This window comes from Microbacterium maritypicum MF109, from assembly GCF_000455825.1.
GTDB classification, from domain to species: Bacteria; Actinomycetota; Actinomycetes; order Actinomycetales; family Microbacteriaceae; genus Microbacterium; species Microbacterium maritypicum_A.
Genome location: NZ_ATAO01000206.1, coordinates 588,925 through 608,275, shown reverse-complemented (window position 1 = coordinate 608,275; position 19,351 = coordinate 588,925). Strand labels below are relative to the sequence as shown.

Genomic DNA, 19,351 nt, shown 5'->3' with positions numbered 1-19,351 from the left:
GGGGAGTACCAGCGTGAGCACAAGCACATCCGAGGTGAAGATCAGCCTCCACCGGATCTGGTGGCGGCACGCGTGGGTCCTCTGGGAAGGTGATCCTCTCACCTTCGAGGATCATCGACCGTGGACCCACAAGCGCCCTGCAGCGACCATCGCAGCCGCCACCTTGGTCACCGCGTCTTCCCTGGGGGTGGTGATCGGACTCGGGCTTCCCGAGTACCTCGCCGCCGCTCCGCTCGTTGCCGCGGCTGCGTTCGGCTCCGCCATCTTCTCGGCAGAGATGAGATTCGCATCCTGGACGAAGAGGAACATGGCCACGGAGCCGCTCGATGACGCCCTGCGGGGCCCTGGTCATCACCATCGCCTCTTCAGCTCCGAGCTGCCAGACGGCCGCGACGCGGCTGCCGCGGTCGCCGAAGCGCCAGGACTGGTGCGCCGGTATCTGCGCGAGCATGGTCTCATCCTGAGCCGTGCTGCACGTCGCACTGACCAGTGGATCTCAACCAGGGATGCCCAGCGTCGTCAGCCCTTGCTGGGGATGTTCGAGGCCGTCGAACGGTTCCGCTTGGTGAGCGAAGAACGCGGAGGATTCGGCGAATGGGAGGACCAGTTCGCTGAGCTCAGTGGCGACCCGGCGGACGAGGGGCAGCGGTATCTCGACGCCTGTGGCGACGTCGTGGAGGCCGCCAACCGGATCATCGAGTCTCTCCCCGGCGCGGTCACCGCGCCGACTGCGGCGCTGAACACGCACGCCGCGCTGGACCGTCGTTCCTTCGAGCACGTGCCCTCAAGGGGAACTGCGCAGTCTGCGAAGACGCAGGGCGAGAACGATGTTCCGGAGGCTCCGGATGAGCATGAGCGGCGTCCGTCGGCTGCCAACTCGGAGCAGATCGCGACCTTCTACCGCCTCCATGGTGCTGAGCGACTTCATGATCTGCGGCTCAGTTCCGGCATGACGGCCCGTGAACTGCTGGTTACGCTGCCGGGACTCGCGATCGGCGGGTGGCTCTACGTTTCCGGCGTGCTGGCCTGGGTCGCCCACGAGCTTCACTCGTTCCCGGCGATCGGATGGATGTTCCCTCCTGAGATCACCGCCGTCTCGCTCGCGTTCGCTTCCGTAGCAGCGTACGGCTCCGTGGCATGCTCGTTCACTCGTTCCCGAACAGGCCGTGCCATCGCCGGGGGCCTCCGGGACGCCATGGGGTTACTGATGGGGGTCACGCTCACGATCGGAAGCGCCACCGGAGTCATCAGTCAGTTTGTCGGCCCCGCCTTGGAACGCATCCCTCTGTAACGCTTCCACGGCCGGGTATGTGCAGATCATGCCTGCACAGATCCTTACTGGGACGACGGGCCTCGCGACGGTCGACGGCACGATCACCGAACCCGCGATCCTCGCCCGCATCCACCCTCGCCTTCCGCATCCGCAGGAGCCGAGCTTGCTGATGATCGACTGGGTCAAGCAGCGCTGCAACGCCCGCTGGATCGCCGCGGAGCAATCCTGGAGGATCCATGGACTCGGCACTCTGACGCCCGAGCAGACCCTCGCTGAAGCCGGGATCACTGTCGACTGGTCCACCTGCCCCGAGCCGCTCCGGACCGCCCCGTCGCTGAACGCCCTCGCGATGCCGCTCGCGAAGCTCCACGGCAATGGGCGCCTGGTGATGGTCCGCCACCGCCTCGCTGGGTACGACCTCACGAAAGAGCTTCTCGGTGCCGGTGCGGTCTGGGATAAGGAACGGGAGCTGTTCTGGACCTACGTCGCTGACGTCCTCGACAAGAACGGCGACATCCGGCCCGGTGTGCTCTGGCCCGAGGACGCAGTAGCGGCCGCCTATCAGATGAGGACACTGCCGAGCGTTCCAGAGGCACTCGCCCCGCTCGCGCGACATCTCTCCGCAGCGCTGCACATCAACGACATCCCTGACGACCAGACTCGGCGGATCGCCCCTGCCGGTCTCCCTGTCACTGCTCGCGACCCCTACGACTATCAGAAGGCGGGTGCTCTCGCTGTCGCTGCCGGGCGATCCTGCCTCTTCGACGAGCCGGGCCTCGGCAAGAGCCTGCAGGCGCTGCTCGCCGTCCGGATGCGCGCCGCGCGGAGGACGATCATCGTCTGCCCGCCTCTCCTGACCACGAACTGGGCTCGGGAGGCGGACATGACCGGTTTCGGTTCAGTTGCGGTGTTCCGCGCTGGACGGAAGGAGCCTGCACTCCCCGATGAGGGCGTCGTCATCATCGCCGACAGCATGCTTGCCGCGCGACCCGCCACTGCCGAACGGCTTCGAGCCTGGGCGCCAGACGAGATGATCGTCGACGAAGCGCACCGTCTGAAGACCATTGGATCGAAGCGCTCTGAGGCGGTGCTGAACGTCGCGACTCGAGTGCGGAACGCACCGATCGCACTCACCGGCACCCCGATCTTCGCGGCGCCGCACGAGCTGGTGCCCGTGCTCGAGCTCACGCGAATGCTCGCGCCCGTCTTCGGCGGCCGCGGGCCCTTCCTCGAGGACTTCTGCACCCAGGACCGATTCAACGGCTGGCACGCCCGGAAGTCCGCGCTACCGCGGCTGAAAGCACTCCTCGAGCACTACGTGTGGGTGCGCCGGCGGAAGCGGGACGCCCTTCCACAGCTCCCTCTGAAGCAGCGGACCAACCTCCCGCTCGACGTTCAGCTCACCGGATACCGGAAGGCGCACAAGGACGTCATCGCGCGCGTGCAGTCGTGGGTGACATGGTTCCGCAACGAGCATGGCCGCGACCCGGAGAAACCCGAGATCGAGGAGTACGCGAAGAGCGCCTCCTTCGAGATCGTCAGTCAGCTGCGACGAGCGGCGGGACTCGCGAAAGTCGACGCGGCGAAGGAGCTCATCCAGGCTCACGTCGACGCAACAGGGTTCGCGGAGTCCGGAGGCATCCGCAGGTGGAATCGCCCTCTGATCGTCTGGACCCATCACCTCGACGTTGCCGCAGCGCTGCTTGACGCCTTGCCGCAGGCGGAGGCGATCATCGGATCGACAAGCGACGCAGCCCGGGACAGCATCGTCGACCGGTTCCAGGACGGGCTGATCCCGGTACTCGTGGCGGCCATCACGAAAGCCGGTGTCGGCTTGACGCTCACACGCAGCTCAGACTCCATCTTCGTGGAGACCGACTGGACGCCGGCTCTAATCGTGCAGGCGGAGGATCGCACAAACCGCATCGGAGCGACACAGGCGTCGTCCTACACGACGCTGGTCGCCCTGGGGACCCTCGATGAGGCCGTGCAGCGAGTGCTGGCTCGGAAGTCGAAGGTGCTCGCCGCCCTCGGCGACAACGACTCGGTGAACACGATGCCGGAAGAGGACATGGTCGGCCTGATGGAGATCGCTATCTTGGTCATCGAGGAAGCGATCCGCACGTCGTCCCGGGCATGACTCTGTTGGAGGCCCATCACTCCTCGGTGAGAACGGGGATGCCGTTCTCTTTCGCCCATGCTGTGTATGCCCGGCGGTAGGCTCGCTGCACCGCTTCATGGTGCGCCCAGTACTCTGGCTCGCTCCAGCTCTCGTCGTTCTCGTACGCGTCCTTCTCGTACTCGAGATAGACCTCCCATGCGCGCTCACCGAGCTCGTCGCGCTGCGCATCTGTCAGTTGCGCTTCGCGTTCGGCGCCGATGACCGTCTCGACATCGAATCCGTCGTCGACCGACTGCCGGAATGCGCCACGGTCGCGGACGACGCCCGCAAGTCCTAGGTGGAGGCGCGCGGCGTCGATCGCGAGATCGAAGTCCCTCTCGGAGTACTTCAGGTAGTTGACCACCTGGAGGGAATCGCCCTCCAGTTCCCCGCGGTCCCGAAGCACCTCCTGCATTTGATAGGCGCTCTGCACGGTGACGTCGTATGCGGAGCGGAGCTCGGCCGTGTCCATCGAGCGGATCTCGTCCTCGCTCATGCCTGGTGTGGCCCCGTCGATCTCTGTCGAAGTCGGGCGGCGCTCCAGACCTCCATCCGGTTCGGTCCGAACGTGTCCGTCGAACCGGCCGCTGGAGTCGTGGATGTTGCCGTGAGCATCTGTGGTTCCCATGCTCGGTGAACGCCCGGCTCGGTGCCGGCGCTGGCCACCGCTGCGCTCAGGCCGGGCGTATATCCACCATGGCGACGATCGACGAGCAGGGGAACATCCACGACAGGGCCGGCCGGTTCGACGGGCATGTCCGCACCGAGCCCGAGGGGGCGCTCGGGACACTTGAGCGTCCAACGTTCACGGGATATGCCAGCGTCCAGGAGAAGGTCGAAGCGATGCGGGCCGAACTCGCGGACGCCGTCGACCGGCTCAGTGACGACGAGGAGTGGAACAGATTCCTCGACACCATGGGGAAGTTCCACCGCTACAGCTTCCAGAACCAGGTGCTCATCATGATCCAACGTCCTGGAGCCACTCGCGTAGCGGGATTCCAGACCTGGAAGAGCCTCGGTCGCTGTGTCCGCAAGGGTGAGAAAGGCATCGCGATCCTCGCCCCGAAGGTGGTGAACGCCAAGGACGACGATGGCAACGTGGATCTCGATTCGAACGGCAAGCCGCGCAAGAAGGTCGTCGGGTTCACGTCCGCGACGGTCTTCGACATCTCGCAGACCGATGGTGAGCCGCTCCCGGAGGGGTATCACCCGTTCAGCGAAGAGCCTCCTCCCGGATTCACCGATGATCTCGAATCGGCGATCGCGGCGCAGGGCTACACGATCTCGTATGAGGAGCTGAGCGGCGGCAAGCAGGGGTACACGACGATGAGCGCGCCGCACCGTGTCGTGATCGACTCGCCGCTTGCGCCAGGGGAGCGCGCGAGAACCCTCGCGCACGAGCTCGGACACATCATGTGCGGTCACACCGGGAAAGAGGAGACTCGCAGCTACTCGACCGATCACGGCGGCAAGCGGGGCGAGATGGAGGTCGAGGCGGAGAGCTTCGCCTACGTTCTGTGCCGTATGAACGGGATGCAGGCGCACCAGCGCACAGCCAGCGAGTACGTCGCCGGGTGGCAGGCCTTCGAGCCGGACGCGATCCGCTCCGTCGGGGAGAGGCTCTCGAAGGCGTTCAAGCGGACCATGGAGCTTCCCTGGCAGAACGCGCGGGAGTGAGAGCGTTCAGTCGAACAGATCCGCGACGGGAGACTCAGCGGGTGCACCGAGGGAGATCGCAGGCGCCTCTGCCGCGAGCCGGCGCGCGAGAACTACGTTCACCGATGTGAGGGACCCGAGATCGGCGATCGCCTGCTGTGCAGACGTGAAGGGCTGCCCCGGGTAACTGCTCAGCCGCCGGGCTCCGTCCTCGATCACGAGCAGCACCGTCTCGTCGGGACGGCGCTGCGTGCGCTTCACTGCTCGAGCGACCGTTGCCACCAGTTCGCCGTCACGAGCTTCCGACCGTACGACGAATCCTGCTCGCTCGGGATCGAACTCCTCCGTGCTCAGCGCGATTGCAGCAGCGACAGGGGCGGGGATGGCACGTCGGGGGAGATGCCTACCCGCGAGGACGGACAGCGGCGCATCCGCCCATGTCGACTCGGCCTCGATCCTGAAGACGCTGACTACCGCGCCTGGTGCCGGCAACTCCCAGTCGTAGCCGACCTCGGGGTTGGGCACGGCATACCGGTCACGTGCCCAGATGTCGACGACGACGCTGTCATCGGTGATCACACCGGCCGTCGTCAGGGCGTCGTCGGTGCTTCGGAGCAGCTTGTCGAGGTCGGGTGTCGTCGTCGGCACTGTCCGCCGCGATTTCGGGTGCCCTTTCGGACGCGGAACGTAGAACTCGACAGTCAGGAACACCGGCCCGTCGATTGGCCGGAAACCCGGGGATCTGCGGATCGCTTCCACCGCGGCAGCGACGACGTCCTGGCGCCACGGACGCACCTTCGCCGAAGACTCACCGAGAATCGCGCGACCCTGAACGTAGCGCTTGACCTCCTTCGAGCCCTGAGGCGCAGGAAGGCCACGAACTGTGAACTGGAGGTCAGGTTCGACGAGCGGGGTCATGACCCCCACATACCCGGTGGCTACAGGGCCGCAGCCTCAGCAGCATCAAGCTCCGGATGCCCGGGCTGCGATTCGATCCAGAACTGATCGCACTCGGCGAGAAGGCGCGCGAGTCCGGGGATGTCTGCGGCATCCGCGGTGAATGTCGAACCATCAGGCGACTCGAGGGTGAAGGTTCCCGTGCCACCGACGGCGATCTGAGCGGTCGCGCGCAGCCCGCTGACGTCATCGGTCGTCTGAAACTGCGTCAGGAACGTCACCGTCTTCGCCATCGCACCTCCCGGGTGATCTCCCTACAGGGTACGGCGACGCACCGTCGTTCTTGTCGAGACGAACCGATCTCACGGAGATCAAGGCCGGAGTGGAGCGAGCGCCGGGCGTGCAGGAGGTGTGCAGCACAGATCCAGGACCGGAGGAGTCGGCATGATCATCCGCCAGCAACGGGGCGCGCCGGGCGGCCACGGTGGTGAGTTCGCATCTCATCACCGGAGCGACCCTCTCGGCAGCCTCGGAGAGCCGACGCCGGACACCATTGCGCGGGCGTCGGCGTCAGGCGTGCAGGTCGTGTACGAACGCGACACACGCACGGGACGAATCCGCATCGTCGTGCTCACCCTTGACGAGGAGCTCAGCGCACAGGACGGAGCCGAGGCGTGGGTTGAAGAGGGGCATGTCCTGACACGGACGCCGGCCACCGTCGATCTGGAGCGAATCGCCCCGGTCATCGCCAGCCAAGCGGCTGAGCTCGGAGCTGCTGCGGACCGTCACGAGGCGATCGCGTGGTTCCTCGCCGAACGGGAGGACCGCAAAGACCCCTTCCTCACGCGAGGTGAGCGAGGCCGCGGCGGTGAGCTGCCGGCACACGCGATCCCGCTTGGATGACTCAGATACCGGGGATGTGAACACCATGACGATGATCGATGGGAACGGTGCGATCCACGACACTCGGGGGCGGTTCTCCGGGCATGTCCGATCGCAGCCGGACGAAGACGGCCTGTCCACGACGGCGGCCAGGAGAACGCTCAGCCGCACGACGAACGGTCTCGTCGATTCATGGCTGTGCGATCTGGAGATCCCGCCAGGGGAGGAACCCACGAGAACACAGATGCGCGAGTTCCTTTCGGCGGGGCGAGCAGTCGAGGTTGAGCGCTTCGGGGCCTGGTCGGGAGCGTACGAGGGGACCGAGTGGGCGTACGACGCGGAAGAGGCGACAGCCGCCGCCCGGGAGGTCTCGGAAGCTCTCGCTGACGGGCAACCAGGCAAGCTCACCGCAGCGGACTACCTCTGGGACGGGGACCGTGTCGATCTCTCTCGGATTGTCACCGAGGAGCAGTACGACGAAGAGTTCGCGGAGTGGGCTCGCACGAACTACGCCACCGTCACCCGATCCTGCAGCGCGGGCGACGGAATGACGGAGATCACGCTCAAGGATCGCTCGGAGACGGTGCTCGTTGCGACCGGGACTGCGCTCCCCGTCGTCACCGTCCGGTTCCGCGGGCAGGAACGCACCGAGCGGTCTGTGCTCATCGAACTGCGCAAGGACCACGGCATCCGCACGCGACCCGTCGACGGACTCGACGCCGCGGTTGCAGCTGCAGGGCTGTCGCCCGAGCATCCGGATTTCCCCAAGAAGGGACTCTCATGACCATCACAACACGCGTGCCGCGCGGAGTCTCCTCGCACGGCGGGGAGTTCACCGCTCGTCACCGCACCGAGGCCGACGGGACCCTGGCGCCCGCCCAGTTCACGCCTCTCGAGGCGTTCCGCGACGCGTCGCCGAAGAAGCAGGCGACCATGATGGTCGATGCGCTCGACCGATTCGACGCACTGACCCCGCTGCAGAAGATGGAGGAATGGAGGCTGGCGGGCGACAGCAAGCTCGCGGTCGTCTTCACGGCGCACTCTCCGGAGGACTGCTCGCGATGCGGCGGCTACTGGTTCCTCGAGCGGGACGATGAGCAGCCGTACTGCCCACAGTGCGCCGGCTTGGTGGGGCGGTGAGCGCATGATGGGCACCGACGCCAAGGGGAATGTCCACGACATTGCGGGCAAGTTTGCGGGCCATGACCGCAGCGACCCGGAATCGGGGCTTGGGACAGCAGCAGACTCACCGGCGGAGGCGAGGTACCGGCAGGCGGCGGCGAAGTTCTGGGAGGAGCAACTCCCGGCGATGCTCGATGCGCGGGGCCGCGCCCAGGACGCGCAGCTCGATCTCGCGCGCGCCGAGGCGGTGATGCTGAACCCGAAGGCGGTCGAGATGCGCTTCGCCTGGCGGGACGACGAGCGCCTCGGATTCCCCGACGAGGTCTACGACGCAGGCGGCAAGCCCCTAGATGTCTCCCTCGACACTGAACTGGACCTGTTCGACGACTACGACGAAGCACGATCGCGGTTCTTCCTCGACGAGCAAGGACGCTTCATCATCCCGATCAAGCCGTGACCTCGGCCAGGGCAGGGTATGTGAACCCCATGGGCACTGGCATCCTCTTCCTCATCGTCGGATCCATCGCGATCGTCGCGCCCGAGATCTTCCTCATTCCCCTTGGAGAGCTGCTCGCCCTGGATGCACGGACGACCGTGCAATTGAGCGGCCTCGTGTTCTGCTTCTGCGCGGTCTCCCGTGCCGTGCTGTGGATCCTCCGGCGGCGGATTGCGGGGACTGCCTGCTCTCGGTCAGGGATGGTCGCGCTGGGCACCGCTGGGCCTGGGATGGCCGCAGTGGCCGATCGAGGAGACCTTGAGACGATGCCGATTCGAGCTCGGCATGAGGCTGCCCACGCTGTGGTCGCACTCGCCTTCGGGATGACGGTCCATCGCGTCGACATCCTGATGCGGGGCAATTCCGGCGGGCAGGTCCACTGGTCCGCTCCCGACTCGATCCTTCGTGCTCCGGTCGACCAGATGTGGGCGAGGATCGTGATCGGACTCGCGGGGATGGTCGTTGAGCATGGCGACGGCATTCACGACTCCGGGCCCGACGACGATATTCGGAACGCGATGCTGTGCGCGATGAAGATCATCTGCATCGGCCGTCGTCCGCAGTCCTATCCGACCGGGGAGCTCACAGTGGAGGGTATCCTGACGGCTGCCTCGAAGGAAGCAGAACGGGTCCTTGATCGAAACGCTGGGATCGTCGAACGGATCCAGGCTCGGCTCCTGGAACCCGACTCGCTGGGGCTGAGGGGCGCCGACCTTGTTGAGTTCGACGTGGGCCGGGTCTGAACTCGCCAGCAGTCGTAGATGCCGGGCGAGAAGGTCAAGCTGGGATCGCGTCGAGAACGGTCAGTGCCGCATCCACTTCGTCTTCGAGGTCTACGGGAATCCGACCAGCGTTGCACGCCTGACGGAGCTGGGCTGCGAACTCAGCGGCAGTGAGGGGCTGGGCGACGAAAGCGTCGAGGACGCGGTTCGGAGCGGTGGCGAGTGAGGTATCCATGCTCACCACATACCCGGTGTGTCAGATCAACGCTCCCCGAGGTATGCCGCCTGCGCGACCTTCTCTGCGGACACGCGGCGATAGATGCCGACGGAGGCGAGAGATCGGTGACGCGTGACTTCGGCGATGTCGCCCTCGGTGACGCCGGCGGCGGCGGAGAGAGTCACGAACGTCGCCCGGAACGAGTGCGATGAGAACCGGTTCGCCTCGTGCTCGTCCAGCCCGATGCCGATCAGGCGCTTCCGAAGCATTGCGGTGATGACCTCGTCGGGGTTGCGCAACGCCTCGAAGGTGATGGCGTTCGACCCGCGCACCCGGGGGAAGAGGGGCGAGTCCGGTGTGGCGCCGCTTGCACGGTAGAACCGCGTCCACGCGTTGATCTTGGAGACCGGGTCGAGGGCTCGCGCGCCGGCATCCGTTGCTCGCTTGATCGGGATGTCTGCCCCGACTCCGGTCTGGTCTGTCTTCGACTTCCGCAGATGCAGGACGAGCCCGTCGATCGTCGCCGCTGGACGGAGGTCGCGAAGCGTCAGCATGGCGACGCTACTCGCACGGAGCGCTGCGGCCGTTGCAGTGGCGATCAGGGCACGGTCTCGCAGGTCACGGGCAGATGGGTCCCCGGCGTGCTCATAGAGGCTGCGGAGGAGATCCAGCGTGAGAGGATCTGCCTGACGCACGGGAAGGTCGGCTTCTCGCCTGGCCATGCCATGGAGGCGAAGTGTGATCTGCGGATGGGCGAGGGCGGTGATGGTCGAGAGGTCGTTGGACCTCATCGCGCGCCAGCGGATGGCGTGGATCGCCTGGGCGGCTGTCGAAGGTTTCACTCCAGACTCGACACGATCCGCGAGGTGAAGGATCAAGCCAGCGACCCAGCGGTCGCGCTCTGGGCCAGTTTCTTCAGGGCACAGGGCCGCGAGATCGTGCGCCTGCGCCCAGACCGTCCACGAACGCCAAGCTCGGTCATATGTCCGCCGGGTGTTGGCTGACACCGCCTCGTCCGCGAGGTCCATCGCCGTCTTGACGATGCTCGCATCGACTGACTGCAGTGGGGCCAAGGGGTTCGTGGTCATGATCGCAGGATAGGCGCCGGTGCGGATTCTGGGCGGTCACTGGCCGAGCGAGGCGAGGAACGAGACCGCGGCTACAAGGGCGGTGGGGAGGACGAGGCCAAGACATCCGGCAGCGACCGTCATCCGGACCTTGACGTGGTAGCGGTGGTGCAGGCGACGTTCAGCGGCGAGCATTCCGATCGCGGCGTTCAGCGCTTCGTCGAGATCATCCCTCTCAGTCGGCAGGATCCCGTAGAGCCGATTCTCGGCAGCATCGGCCTCATCGAGTCGGCCGCGGCGCTCGGCCCGAGCGGAGGCAAGAACATGGCCGACGGCAGCATCGATCACCGCCTCAACTGTGGTCAGCTCGAGCTCGACCACCGAGTGCTCGTCGTCCACCTGGTGCGTGACGATCCGATCGAACTCGTCGTCGGCGTCGGGAATCTCATCCATACCGACCACATACCCGGTCGTCGCTGCGCCTCATCGGACCGCACAGGTAACCGGGCGCAGTGATCTATCCGGGGTAATCTCACTTATCCCGAGCCAGGTTATCCCGGGTAGATCAGTGGCCGCGGTGGTGATGCGACTGGGCAGGAGCGTTGTCGGCGATGGCTTCGCGGACTTCGGTGACGACCATCTGCGCGAGTGTGGAAGTCGAGCCCCACCGTGCGCATACTGCTTCGAGATCTGTGACGAGCGCCTCGAGCCGTTGCTCACTTGTCGGTCGCGGCCCCTGTTCGGAGGTGTCCAGCAACGTGGTCATATCCTCACCTCCTCTCCCAGGCGTCAGTGTGCGTCGAGGATGCTCGCGACCATCGCGAGGTTCCAAGAAGCGACGGCGGTCGTGATCGGGCCCCAGAACACCCACCGGACCGTCCGGCGAAGCCGGTAGTACCGTGCAGTCCCTGGAGATGGTGCCGTGATCTTCATGCTCACCACATACCCGGTGAGTCAGGCAGCTGCCCGCCGGTCGCGTGCGCAGGTGCGGCACTCTCTCACTCCGCGCTTGTTGACGTAGACGTTCTCGGATGTGAGCTCGTGGCCGCGGCCACACGTTTCGGCGAGTCGCCGCGAGCGCCGCGCCGTCACGCCTGACGCCTTCCGCATCTTCCGTCTCTCGGACTCCGTCGTGCCGCCCCAGATGCCGAACGTCTCGCCGGCAGTGAGGGCGTACAGGAGGCAGTCCTCGCGAACCTCGCACCGATCGCAGACCTCCTTCGCCCGCTGGGCGGTGTTCCCGGAGTTCTTCTCCGGGAAGAAAAGATCGGGGTCCGTCTCAGCGCACAGCGCTTCTTGGGTCCACGGCTGGGGCTCGATGAGCGCCGGGCTGTCACTCCACGCCGTCGGAGGAGCAGCCCCGGTCCTCGAAGCGAGGACGGTGCCGAGGCCGTTGTGTTCGTGCATGATCAGACTCCCCTCGAGACGAGCCACTCGACTGCAGAGTCGGTGGAAGTGAACCGATTGCCGAGCGCGCTGAAGGCGCCCATGTACAGCGACCGCGTGATCTCCGGGTAGGCGAGCTGCGTCTTCAGCAACCTCAGGTCCAGGCACGCGACCATGCCGGTGTCGGATTCGGAGCGGATCAACCGGCCGGCGGCCTGAGCAAGCAGGAGCGCGGCATCGGCGGCGTAGATGAGATGAGAGGAGGAGAAGCGGTCCAACTGAAGTCGCTCCACCAGGTCGTCGACGCGGGCTTCGTCGGACGGGTTCTTCGGGCTACGCGGCACCCGGTCGATGATCACGAGCGAGCATGTCTCGCCGGGGGCGTCGACCCCGGTCATCAGGGACTTCGTTCCCACCAGGACGCTGCCGACATCGGCGCGCCATTCTGCGGTCACGGTTCCCGTTGTCTTCGCGTCCCACTGGGTGTGCACACGGATGTCGCGGGGAAGGCGCGCGCGGAGGGCGTCGGCGTAGCGTCGACCGCTGGCGGAAGTGGCGGACAGGACCAGTGCACGACCCGCGTTCCCTCGAACGAGGTCGACGATCTGATCGGTGCACCATTCCGCATGCCTGCCGACGTCGAACTGCGGCTTGCCGTACCGGCCCTCGCGGGTGACCTGGGAGAGATCCCGGCCGGTCAGGTGGGGGATGAACAGCGCGCTGCGCTCATATGCGCGAGCGAAGGGGGTCGGGTAGGCGGTTGCTTGGGCGTTGAGCCCGGCCTGCTGTGCGAATCCGGCGGGGATGGTGGCGCTCAGTGCGAAGACCGGCAGGCGCCGGGACTCTCCGTCTTCCTCCAGCACGGTCCAGAGGTTGTCCTGGAGGAGCCAGCCGACGGAGACCGGCTTCACGCAGCCGACGAGCCACGCACGTCGGTTCTCGTTCGGCTCGGAGTGTTCGACCCACCGGGCCCACCCGCTTCGATGCCGTCCGATCTCCTTCACCAGGGCCGGCATCTGAGCGAGCCTGTCCGAAGCTGACGTGGCACGAATCTGCTTCGTGACGTCCCGGCTGTGCGTCATGGATTCGAGAGCGGCCATTCCGCGCTCGGCCCAGACCTTCACACGGATGTCCTGATCTGCGAGCGGAGCATCGTCTGGTCGTAGGCGTCGGGTCTCATCCGGTTGATGCCTGTGCGGGGCGAACGGCCGTAGCTGATCGTCGATCTCGCCGGCGATCACCTCCGCTTCGTCCATCCACGATCGAAGAGTCGACGGGGAGCCCGCGGCCCGATACGCACGAGCGGCCGCCGTGAGCAGGATTCCGCCCGAGAGCTTCGCCTCGCCTTGGCTGCGTACAGCTGCCGGCAGCTCATGTGCCTCGTCGACGATCACGAGGTCGAACGATCCGAGGCGTTTGCCGCCGGTGACGATCCGAAGGCGCTTTGCCGCTTGGACAGCGAGCATCGAATGGTTCGTGATGACGATGTCAGCGCGGGATGCTCGGTCCTTGGCGAGCTCGAGCCGGCTCGTCACCCCGAAGCGGCTGCCGTCGTCCGCCTCGCTCGACGACGCCGAGACAGCACGCCAGCCGTCCTCCGTGTGCGACATCGGGCAGGTGTGGCGGTCACCTGGCTCCCGATCGGTGAGGTGTACTCGGAGTGCCCACCTCACCAGCTGAGCGAACTCGCCGGGATCGCCGACGTCACCGAGCTCTACGAGGTCTGCCCTGTTCGGGATCAGGGTGTCGAGTCCGCTGGCGAGACGGACGAGGTCGTGATCGTCGGTTGCGAGAAGCACCTGGGCGGTCGCGATCGCCTTCGCGGGATCCGCGTAGTTGTTCGCACCGCGGAGAAACGCCACACGCACGGTCGCTTCGGGATGCGTCTCGGCGAGAGCGACATGCATGGTCGGCACGTCCTTGTCCTCCATCTGCCCCATCAACGACAGGGAGTGCGTGGACAGCAGCGTCCGATGACCGGATCGCACAGCGGCCCGGAACGCGATCGAGAGGGTGATGAACGATTTGCCGGACCCGGTGGGAGCCAACGCGATGACATCGCGGTCGTGCTCGAGAGCTGAGATCGCATCCAGGTAGAGCGCTTGCTGGCCTTCGCGAGGACGCGCGTGGGGGAGACCTGTGGCGCTTCGCACAGCCGCGACGAGCAGGTCGAGGTCCTCGCCCTCGTCCTGGGGAACCGGGGGAGCGTCCGTCGCGATAGCGGTATGTGCCATGCAGCGCACATACCCGGTGATGGATTCAGTCAGCCTCCCGGAGGGCGCGGACGGCGACGGAACGGTCCATGCCGTCCATCTCGACGAAGTCCTCGGCGTCGACCTCGCCTGGGGTTCCGCGGAATGCACCGAGCACGCTCATCGAATCCGCGCCGATCTCCTCGTCGTACTGATCGGAGAACTCCGCCGCGGCATACTCGGCAGCAGCGTCTGCTGACTCTGCCTCGACCAGACGCGTCTCGTGATCATCCCCCTGCACCACCCACGTCAGCTTCCCTCGATTCCCGTGAGCGGCCTGGAACGGATCCAGCGCGCCGGGAGATGCCGGAACGGGGACGATCTCAGCATCCGGGTATTGAGCGAGGAGCTCGTCCGAAAGGGAGCGTTCGGGGTCGATCCTGATTCGTCCGTCGAACCGGCCTGTGCTGTCGTGGCTGTTGCCCTGCTCATCGATTCGTCCCATGACCTTGGTGCGCCCGGCGACGTGGCCCTCGTGGCACCGGGTATGTGCCGGGCATGGAGACGACCCGCGAGGCAACACAACGCAGGAAGACCGCAGCTGACGAGATCCGCGCAGCCGCATCCCGGGCAGCCTCGGACCCATCTGTCGAGCATGCGGAGCGGCTGCGCATCATGGGCGTGCTGCTCGACCCGGACCTCGAAATCGTCTCCAGCGCCGTCCGCTCATACGGCACATTCACGCAGATCGAGCGGGACCGAGTCCAGGACTACGTTGTGCGATCTCTCGAACGGGTGATCCTCGGCACGGGCGGGCCTCGCGAGCTCGGGGAACGTCGACGTGTGGAACTCGCTTCAATCTCACGAGCGCCCATCGCGTGGGCATCCAAGTACGCCCGCTCCTGCGTCCCCGGTGGCATCACGGAGATCAGGCGCGCGCGAGCGCGCAGCGCGGCGCCGGCGTCCTCGTCGAACGGGTGGATGCCACCGATCCCCAGTGCCGAGGAGGCTTACCTCGAATCCTGCGAGAACGCAGTCATCACGGAGATCGCTGACCGTATCGAAGGGTGGGACCGCAAGAAGATGCTCCCACACGAGATCGAGCAGGAGACCGCCACCGAGTTGCTCCGGCTGCACGGACTGCCGAAGCCATTCACGGCGGATACGCGTGCACGGCGGAGGATCTCCTCCCTGCTCGATCGCGAGGACGCGCCTGAGATGCTCGCGCGTTCGCTGCTCCACATGCTCTCGATCATCGAAGGCCGAGTCGTCCCTGCAGGCAAGGACCCAGATCATGACCTCCTGGACCTCTGGGTCGACTACACCGTCGACGACGCAAGAGCTCTTCTCGAGGAAGGTCCCCTGGTGATCGCCGCGATCGTCCGAGGAACCGTCGTGATGCCCTCCCGGCCGAGCGAAGCCCAGCGCCGTGAGCTGCGGCGCGCCGCGAAGGGCCTATCGTCCGCGCGCGGGTGGTCCAGCCTGATGCAGCAGACTGAGGCTGCGTGGGTGGCGGAGCATTTCGCCTCCCGGAGTGCGCGCGACAACAGGAGCCCACTCAACGAGTCTCAGGCAGAACGCATCCGCGCCGCGGCAGCTGGGCACTGGGAAGAGTCGGCGATGGCTGTTCTCTCGTTCAAAGGACAGCCGCTGGGGCGGCACGTTCAGACCATCGCTGACGTCAGCGACTGGTTCTTCGGCGCCCTCGACATGGTGCGCTCCGATGGGCAGGAGCTCAGGCTGTCGTCGGCCGCCTGAGCTTGACCCGGACATGCACTGGGGCAGGGTGTCAGTCGCCTTTCGAGGTCTTGCCCTGTGCCTCGCGGAGATTCTTCCAGGCGAACCAGAACATGAGCAGGCCACCGAGCACACCGAAGAGATAGACCGGGTGATCGCCACGGACCAACATCGTGATGCACGAGATGATGGCCGCTGTGCCTGCCAGAGACCACAGAACCGCTGCGAGTACGGCTCCGTTGTATCGGATCGTGTCCATGGCCTGATGGTAACGACTCTGTCGGACGTTTGGTCCTCTTGGGCCTGTCGGTATCAAGCGGCGTCGGCGACGAACCACGTCACGGGGCCGATGGAGCTGATCGATCGCAGGAACGATGTCTCTGTCGATGGGTCGAGCCAGACGATCGAATCGCCGGCGGGCCGGGGACGTTCGGTGAACGGTGTGTACCCGGTCGAGATCAGGATCAGCGGGATGTCGGAGTCCCAGCGGTCGAAGGCAACGGCCTCTCGCGCACGGTCGTGAAGGAGCACCGTGAGAGCGTCCTCGTCGAGGTCGTAGTGGTGGGCGACATCGGCGAGGATCGTGGCCTGCACGGCGTTCGCGTGCTCGGCGAGGAAACGCGCACGGAGCGCCAGCCGCTGGTCGTCGTCGGCATCCGCATGTCCGTCGATCACTCCATCGACGAGTTCCGACGCGGTCTGTGTCTCAGTAATGCTGGCGCTGGTGTTGTCCAGCAGCGCATGTCCGTCCATCACGCGGCCTCCAGCTCGAACTGCAGCATGCCGTCGCAGGGAGACAGGAGATCCATGCTCCCGACCGTGACCTGCAGGGAATCGACGCCGGCCTGATAGCCGAGGTGCGCGGTCACCCAGCGGGTCCACCACGCCGGGCGCAGCACGAAGCCGCTCATCACCACATCGTTCGTTCGGATCGAGCGGAGCGCCCCATCCAGGGCTTCCCTGCCATCGGGACGCTTGATGGCGACGAGCTCTTCACCGCGAACGGCCTTCGCGCCGAGTTGCACTCGTTCCCGTCTGCTCCACGCAACGATGTCGGTTGCGCCGACCATGCGAGGAACGTTGTCCGCGCGAATGGTGACGGCCCAGCCATCGAAGCGGTTCAGGGATCGAAGGAGCCGATCGAAGTTAGGTCGAAGGGCGGCGGCCCCCGGCCGTACATGCGGGAGGTCTGCGATCGCGAAGGTGTATGACATGTGTGGGGTACGCCCGGCGAGGCCGACTCCGTGGTTCTGGGTGGTCACGGGAGATTCTCCCTTCCTGGTCCGAACAGCTCGAGTGCGCGTTCCGCCCACTCGGCCGTAGTGGATTTGCTGGGGATGGCCGTCTGCGGTCCGGAGATTCGAACGAGCAGGACGCCTGCCGAACGGCCGCCGTCTGCGATCCGTCTCAGGTGGTGAATCACTTCGGCCCAGTCTTGGGCGACAGGGATGTCGTGGATCATGACCACGACGGGGGCGACGGGGGCACCCGGAGGGAGGATCAACGTCCGCGCATCCATCAGGTCGGTCACTTCGGCGAGCACCCGACTCGCTGCAGCAGCGTCCGTGCTCAACGACCGCAGCCAGGGCTCTGCCCAGGCGTAGCTTCCACGGGCGTCGGGAGCGATGACGTGAACATCGGCGCCGGCGTCGATGGCGTCGATAACGACGGAACCGATCTCGGCATCGACGGACGGCGACGCCTTTTCGGAGCTGACGGTACTGATCATGCCGATCACATACCCGGTGCAGGTGCGGCCTGCTTTGCCACTCGAGTCACTTCAGCGCGCGCTGCGTTCGCTCGGGCGAAGCCGGTGAGCGGCCTTCCCGTCTCCGGGTCGATCTCCCAAGCCTCCAGAGGCCGATTCGCGTCGGCCGCGGCGTAGTCGGGCGTCTCCAGCTCGCGAGCATGCTCGGCGATCTGTGCCAGCTCAGGGAACCGCTTCCGTACGATCGATGGATCAGGACGTGTTTGATCGAGCTGCGTCGGCGGCAGCCCCTGATTTCCTCGCGCGCGTAGCAAGTCGATGAGCTCCTGTTCATCTGCGTAGAACGACTTGAAGACGCAGGCGGCCTGCCCGGAGAACTCTGCGGTGCCGACGCCCATGGATGCTTTCGGGTCGTTCTTGATATGGGCGGGGACGCCTGGGATCGAGGTCACATCCGAGTGGATGTTCTTCCGGTTTTGGTCGGAGGCATTCGAACCGAGAAGGGCCTTATGCGGGAGGTTCGTCCGCAACGCGACGCTCGCTCCGGTGTTTACTGTTGCCACCTGGGATGAGACGACCAGATGGAATCCGACGAACCGCTGCTCTGCTGCGATCTTCTCGATGAAGGTCCGGATCAGCTCACGAGCGTAGTTCTTCGACTCGGCTTCGATGCGCAGCGGGTCGTCGGCGGCAAGCCGGCGCGGGACGGAGTCCATCGTGAAAAGGCCGGTGAGTTCGTCCACGACGATGAGGACGTCGTGCATCGTCGCACGGATGTCTGCCGGCAGTTGTGACATCTTCTTCACGCCATAGCGCTTCAGCGTCGCAGCCCGCCGCTCGCCCTCCTTGTACAGCTCCTCGAGAGCGACTGCGTTCTCCTGGAACGACTCGCAACCCCACCCGCCCGGCCGGACGAAAGGCCTCCACGCCTCGAAGTCGACAGCCTTCTGGGGGACGTCGATGATCACCATCTCTGCAAGTGCGGCGAGAGCGCCGGCGATGAGGATGTTCACGGTGACGGACTTTCCTCCACCGGTCACTCCACCCAATTGCATGTGCGGCGCAGCATCGAAGTCGAGCGTCAGTACGTCGTTCGGGACATCGCCGCGGTCGGATAGACGTTCACCGAGTGGGATCGGTGGGATACCGCCTCCGGCAGGCCGGGGGAGCAGATCGGCGGGGTACCTGATGACGTCGGCGAAGGTCGGAGGGAGGGAAGGGACGATCTCCCCTCGGAGCGACTTGGCGTCGCCGGTGAAGTACCAGCCCACCTTGCCGACGGCTGTCTCAGCGACTTCCTGCAGCTTGGCGTCGTGAGCGCTCGGAGTGTAGGACTCAGGGAGATCGAGTAGGAATCCGCCACCGTCTCGCGGGCTGATCTGGACGTCCCAGGGCTTCACCCGCAGGGCGTTGGCGACCGCGCTCCGGCATCGACGTTCACCCTCGGTGAGCTGAGAGAGCACCGCGCGGTTGATGTGCGGTTCGAATCGGGTCAGGAACCAGCCCTCGTACTTCGGGTTCGATTCGAGCATCGCCGCGGTCTTCTCGCCATCCGAAGCACGCATCTCGCCACCCAGGTTGATGATCTTCGTGCGCTTGGTCGCACTTTCGACGCTGTGCATCACGCCGCGGTTGATGAGTGTGACGTGCGTGCCGTCATAGTCGACGACTTTCCAGCCCTTCCCTCCGCCGCGCTTCTCGATCCGCTCCAGGAGCTCGTCGACATGGCGCGTGCTGTTCGGGTTGAACTGCGGGCCGACCTTGATCTGCGTGCGCCTCATACCGTCCAGCCCTGCGAACAGGAAAGGACCCGGCGTCGCACCCACGGCAAGGTG

24 protein-coding genes are annotated in these 19,351 nt (G+C 65.9%); 9 read left to right on the top strand and 15 right to left on the bottom strand.

Features of this window, described 5'->3' with window-relative positions; all coding sequences use genetic code 11:
- Nucleotides 1–13 precede the first annotated feature (13 nt).
- On the top strand, nucleotides 14–1,291 hold the full coding sequence (locus L687_RS37200) for a hypothetical protein (protein ID WP_021200933.1): 1,278 nt from the start codon (nucleotides 14–16) through the stop codon (nucleotides 1,289–1,291).
- A gap of 28 nt (nucleotides 1,292–1,319) precedes the next feature.
- Nucleotides 1,320–3,413 carry a DEAD/DEAH box helicase gene (locus tag L687_RS37195; RefSeq protein ID WP_152525946.1) on the top strand — a complete coding sequence of 698 codons (2,094 nt, stop codon included), beginning with the start codon at nucleotides 1,320–1,322 and terminating at the stop codon, nucleotides 3,411–3,413.
- Between the two features lie 16 nt (nucleotides 3,414–3,429).
- Here the strand turns inward: L687_RS37195 and L687_RS37190 are convergent, their stop codons facing one another.
- Nucleotides 3,430–3,930, bottom strand: coding sequence for a hypothetical protein (locus L687_RS37190; RefSeq protein WP_167540711.1), 501 nt, complete (start codon nucleotides 3,928–3,930; stop codon nucleotides 3,430–3,432).
- Between the two features lie 200 nt (nucleotides 3,931–4,130).
- Between L687_RS37190 and L687_RS37185 the strand changes: the two genes are divergently transcribed.
- Nucleotides 4,131–5,111, top strand: a complete 981-nt coding sequence (locus L687_RS37185; protein ID WP_021200930.1) for an ArdC-like ssDNA-binding domain-containing protein — start codon at nucleotides 4,131–4,133, stop codon at nucleotides 5,109–5,111.
- Nucleotides 5,112–5,117: 6 nt separating this feature from the next.
- Here L687_RS37185 and L687_RS41965 read toward each other — a convergent pair whose 3' ends face one another.
- Nucleotides 5,118–6,008, bottom strand: coding sequence for a RusA family crossover junction endodeoxyribonuclease (locus tag L687_RS41965; protein WP_021200929.1), 891 nt, complete (start codon nucleotides 6,006–6,008; stop codon nucleotides 5,118–5,120).
- Between the two features lie 20 nt (nucleotides 6,009–6,028).
- On the bottom strand, nucleotides 6,029–6,280 hold the full coding sequence (locus tag L687_RS37180) for a hypothetical protein (RefSeq protein WP_021200928.1): 252 nt from the start codon (nucleotides 6,278–6,280) through the stop codon (nucleotides 6,029–6,031).
- A gap of 151 nt (nucleotides 6,281–6,431) precedes the next feature.
- Here L687_RS37180 and L687_RS37175 point away from each other — a divergent pair, with 151 nt between their 5' ends.
- The 5 genes from L687_RS37175 (at nucleotide 6,432) to L687_RS37155 (ending at nucleotide 9,230) form a co-directional block, all read left to right on the top strand.
- Nucleotides 6,432–6,890: a hypothetical protein gene (locus L687_RS37175; RefSeq protein ID WP_021200927.1), complete on the top strand. Its 459-nt coding sequence runs from the start codon at nucleotides 6,432–6,434 to the stop codon at nucleotides 6,888–6,890.
- A 25-nt stretch (nucleotides 6,891–6,915) separates the two neighbouring features.
- Nucleotides 6,916–7,653, top strand: a complete 738-nt coding sequence (locus tag L687_RS37170; protein WP_021200926.1) for a hypothetical protein — start codon at nucleotides 6,916–6,918, stop codon at nucleotides 7,651–7,653.
- Nucleotides 7,650–8,009 (top strand): hypothetical protein, encoded by a 360-nt coding sequence (locus L687_RS37165; RefSeq protein WP_021200925.1) that lies wholly within the window; start codon nucleotides 7,650–7,652, stop codon nucleotides 8,007–8,009. The genes L687_RS37170 and L687_RS37165 overlap by 4 nt, the downstream gene beginning before the upstream one ends.
- Nucleotides 8,010–8,013: 4 nt before the next feature.
- Nucleotides 8,014–8,448, top strand: coding sequence for a hypothetical protein (locus L687_RS42565; protein WP_152525944.1), 435 nt, complete (start codon nucleotides 8,014–8,016; stop codon nucleotides 8,446–8,448).
- 341 nt (nucleotides 8,449–8,789) lie between these two features.
- Nucleotides 8,790–9,230 (top strand): hypothetical protein, encoded by a 441-nt coding sequence (locus L687_RS37155; protein WP_235045243.1) that lies wholly within the window; start codon nucleotides 8,790–8,792, stop codon nucleotides 9,228–9,230.
- Nucleotides 9,231–9,264: 34 nt separating this feature from the next.
- Here the strand turns inward: L687_RS37155 and L687_RS37150 are convergent, their stop codons facing one another.
- The 7 genes from L687_RS37150 to L687_RS37130 form a co-directional block, all read right to left on the bottom strand.
- The gene (locus L687_RS37150) at nucleotides 9,265–9,444 is read right to left on the bottom strand and encodes a hypothetical protein (protein ID WP_021200922.1); all 180 of its coding nucleotides are present in this window, start codon (nucleotides 9,442–9,444) and stop codon (nucleotides 9,265–9,267) included.
- Between the two features lie 26 nt (nucleotides 9,445–9,470).
- Complete coding sequence (locus L687_RS0121915) at nucleotides 9,471–10,268, bottom strand: tyrosine-type recombinase/integrase (RefSeq protein WP_031207828.1); 798 nt, start codon at nucleotides 10,266–10,268, stop codon at nucleotides 9,471–9,473.
- Between the two features lie 282 nt (nucleotides 10,269–10,550).
- Nucleotides 10,551–10,946: a hypothetical protein gene (locus tag L687_RS37145; protein ID WP_021200920.1), complete on the bottom strand. Its 396-nt coding sequence runs from the start codon at nucleotides 10,944–10,946 to the stop codon at nucleotides 10,551–10,553.
- 112 nt (nucleotides 10,947–11,058) lie between these two features.
- Nucleotides 11,059–11,259 (bottom strand): hypothetical protein, encoded by a 201-nt coding sequence (locus tag L687_RS37140; protein WP_021200919.1) that lies wholly within the window; start codon nucleotides 11,257–11,259, stop codon nucleotides 11,059–11,061.
- 188 nt (nucleotides 11,260–11,447) lie between these two features.
- On the bottom strand, nucleotides 11,448–11,900 hold the full coding sequence (locus L687_RS43290; protein WP_021200918.1) for a WhiB family transcriptional regulator: 453 nt from the start codon (nucleotides 11,898–11,900) through the stop codon (nucleotides 11,448–11,450).
- Between the two features lie 2 nt (nucleotides 11,901–11,902).
- Nucleotides 11,903–14,113, bottom strand: a complete 2,211-nt coding sequence (locus tag L687_RS37135) for an ATP-dependent DNA helicase (protein WP_021200917.1) — start codon at nucleotides 14,111–14,113, stop codon at nucleotides 11,903–11,905.
- 25 nt (nucleotides 14,114–14,138) lie between these two features.
- A complete protein-coding gene (locus L687_RS37130; protein WP_021200916.1) occupies nucleotides 14,139–14,576 on the bottom strand; it encodes a hypothetical protein in 438 nt (145 codons plus the stop codon).
- Nucleotides 14,577–14,629: 53 nt separating this feature from the next.
- Here L687_RS37130 and L687_RS37125 point away from each other — a divergent pair, with 53 nt between their 5' ends.
- Entirely contained in the window at nucleotides 14,630–15,829 is a 1,200-nt protein-coding gene (locus tag L687_RS37125) for a hypothetical protein (RefSeq protein ID WP_152525942.1), read from the top strand.
- 31 nt (nucleotides 15,830–15,860) lie between these two features.
- On the opposite strand, the gene L687_RS37120 is transcribed toward L687_RS37125, so the two are convergent.
- The 5 genes from L687_RS37120 to L687_RS37100 form a co-directional block, all read right to left on the bottom strand.
- On the bottom strand, nucleotides 15,861–16,067 hold the full coding sequence (locus tag L687_RS37120; protein WP_021200914.1) for a hypothetical protein: 207 nt from the start codon (nucleotides 16,065–16,067) through the stop codon (nucleotides 15,861–15,863).
- A gap of 53 nt (nucleotides 16,068–16,120) precedes the next feature.
- The gene (locus L687_RS37115; RefSeq protein WP_152525941.1) at nucleotides 16,121–16,564 is read right to left on the bottom strand and encodes a hypothetical protein; all 444 of its coding nucleotides are present in this window, start codon (nucleotides 16,562–16,564) and stop codon (nucleotides 16,121–16,123) included.
- Nucleotides 16,561–16,878 carry a hypothetical protein gene (locus L687_RS37110; RefSeq protein WP_152525940.1) on the bottom strand — a complete coding sequence of 106 codons (318 nt, stop codon included), beginning with the start codon at nucleotides 16,876–16,878 and terminating at the stop codon, nucleotides 16,561–16,563. Before L687_RS37110 ends, L687_RS37115 begins: the two co-directional genes overlap by 4 nt.
- 188 nt (nucleotides 16,879–17,066) lie before the next feature.
- On the bottom strand, nucleotides 17,067–17,537 hold the full coding sequence (locus L687_RS37105) for a hypothetical protein (RefSeq protein ID WP_152525939.1): 471 nt from the start codon (nucleotides 17,535–17,537) through the stop codon (nucleotides 17,067–17,069).
- Nucleotides 17,538–17,542: 5 nt separating this feature from the next.
- Nucleotides 17,543–19,297, bottom strand: a complete 1,755-nt coding sequence (locus L687_RS37100; protein WP_021200910.1) for an FtsK/SpoIIIE domain-containing protein — start codon at nucleotides 19,295–19,297, stop codon at nucleotides 17,543–17,545.
- Between the last annotated feature and the right edge of the window lie 54 nt (nucleotides 19,298–19,351).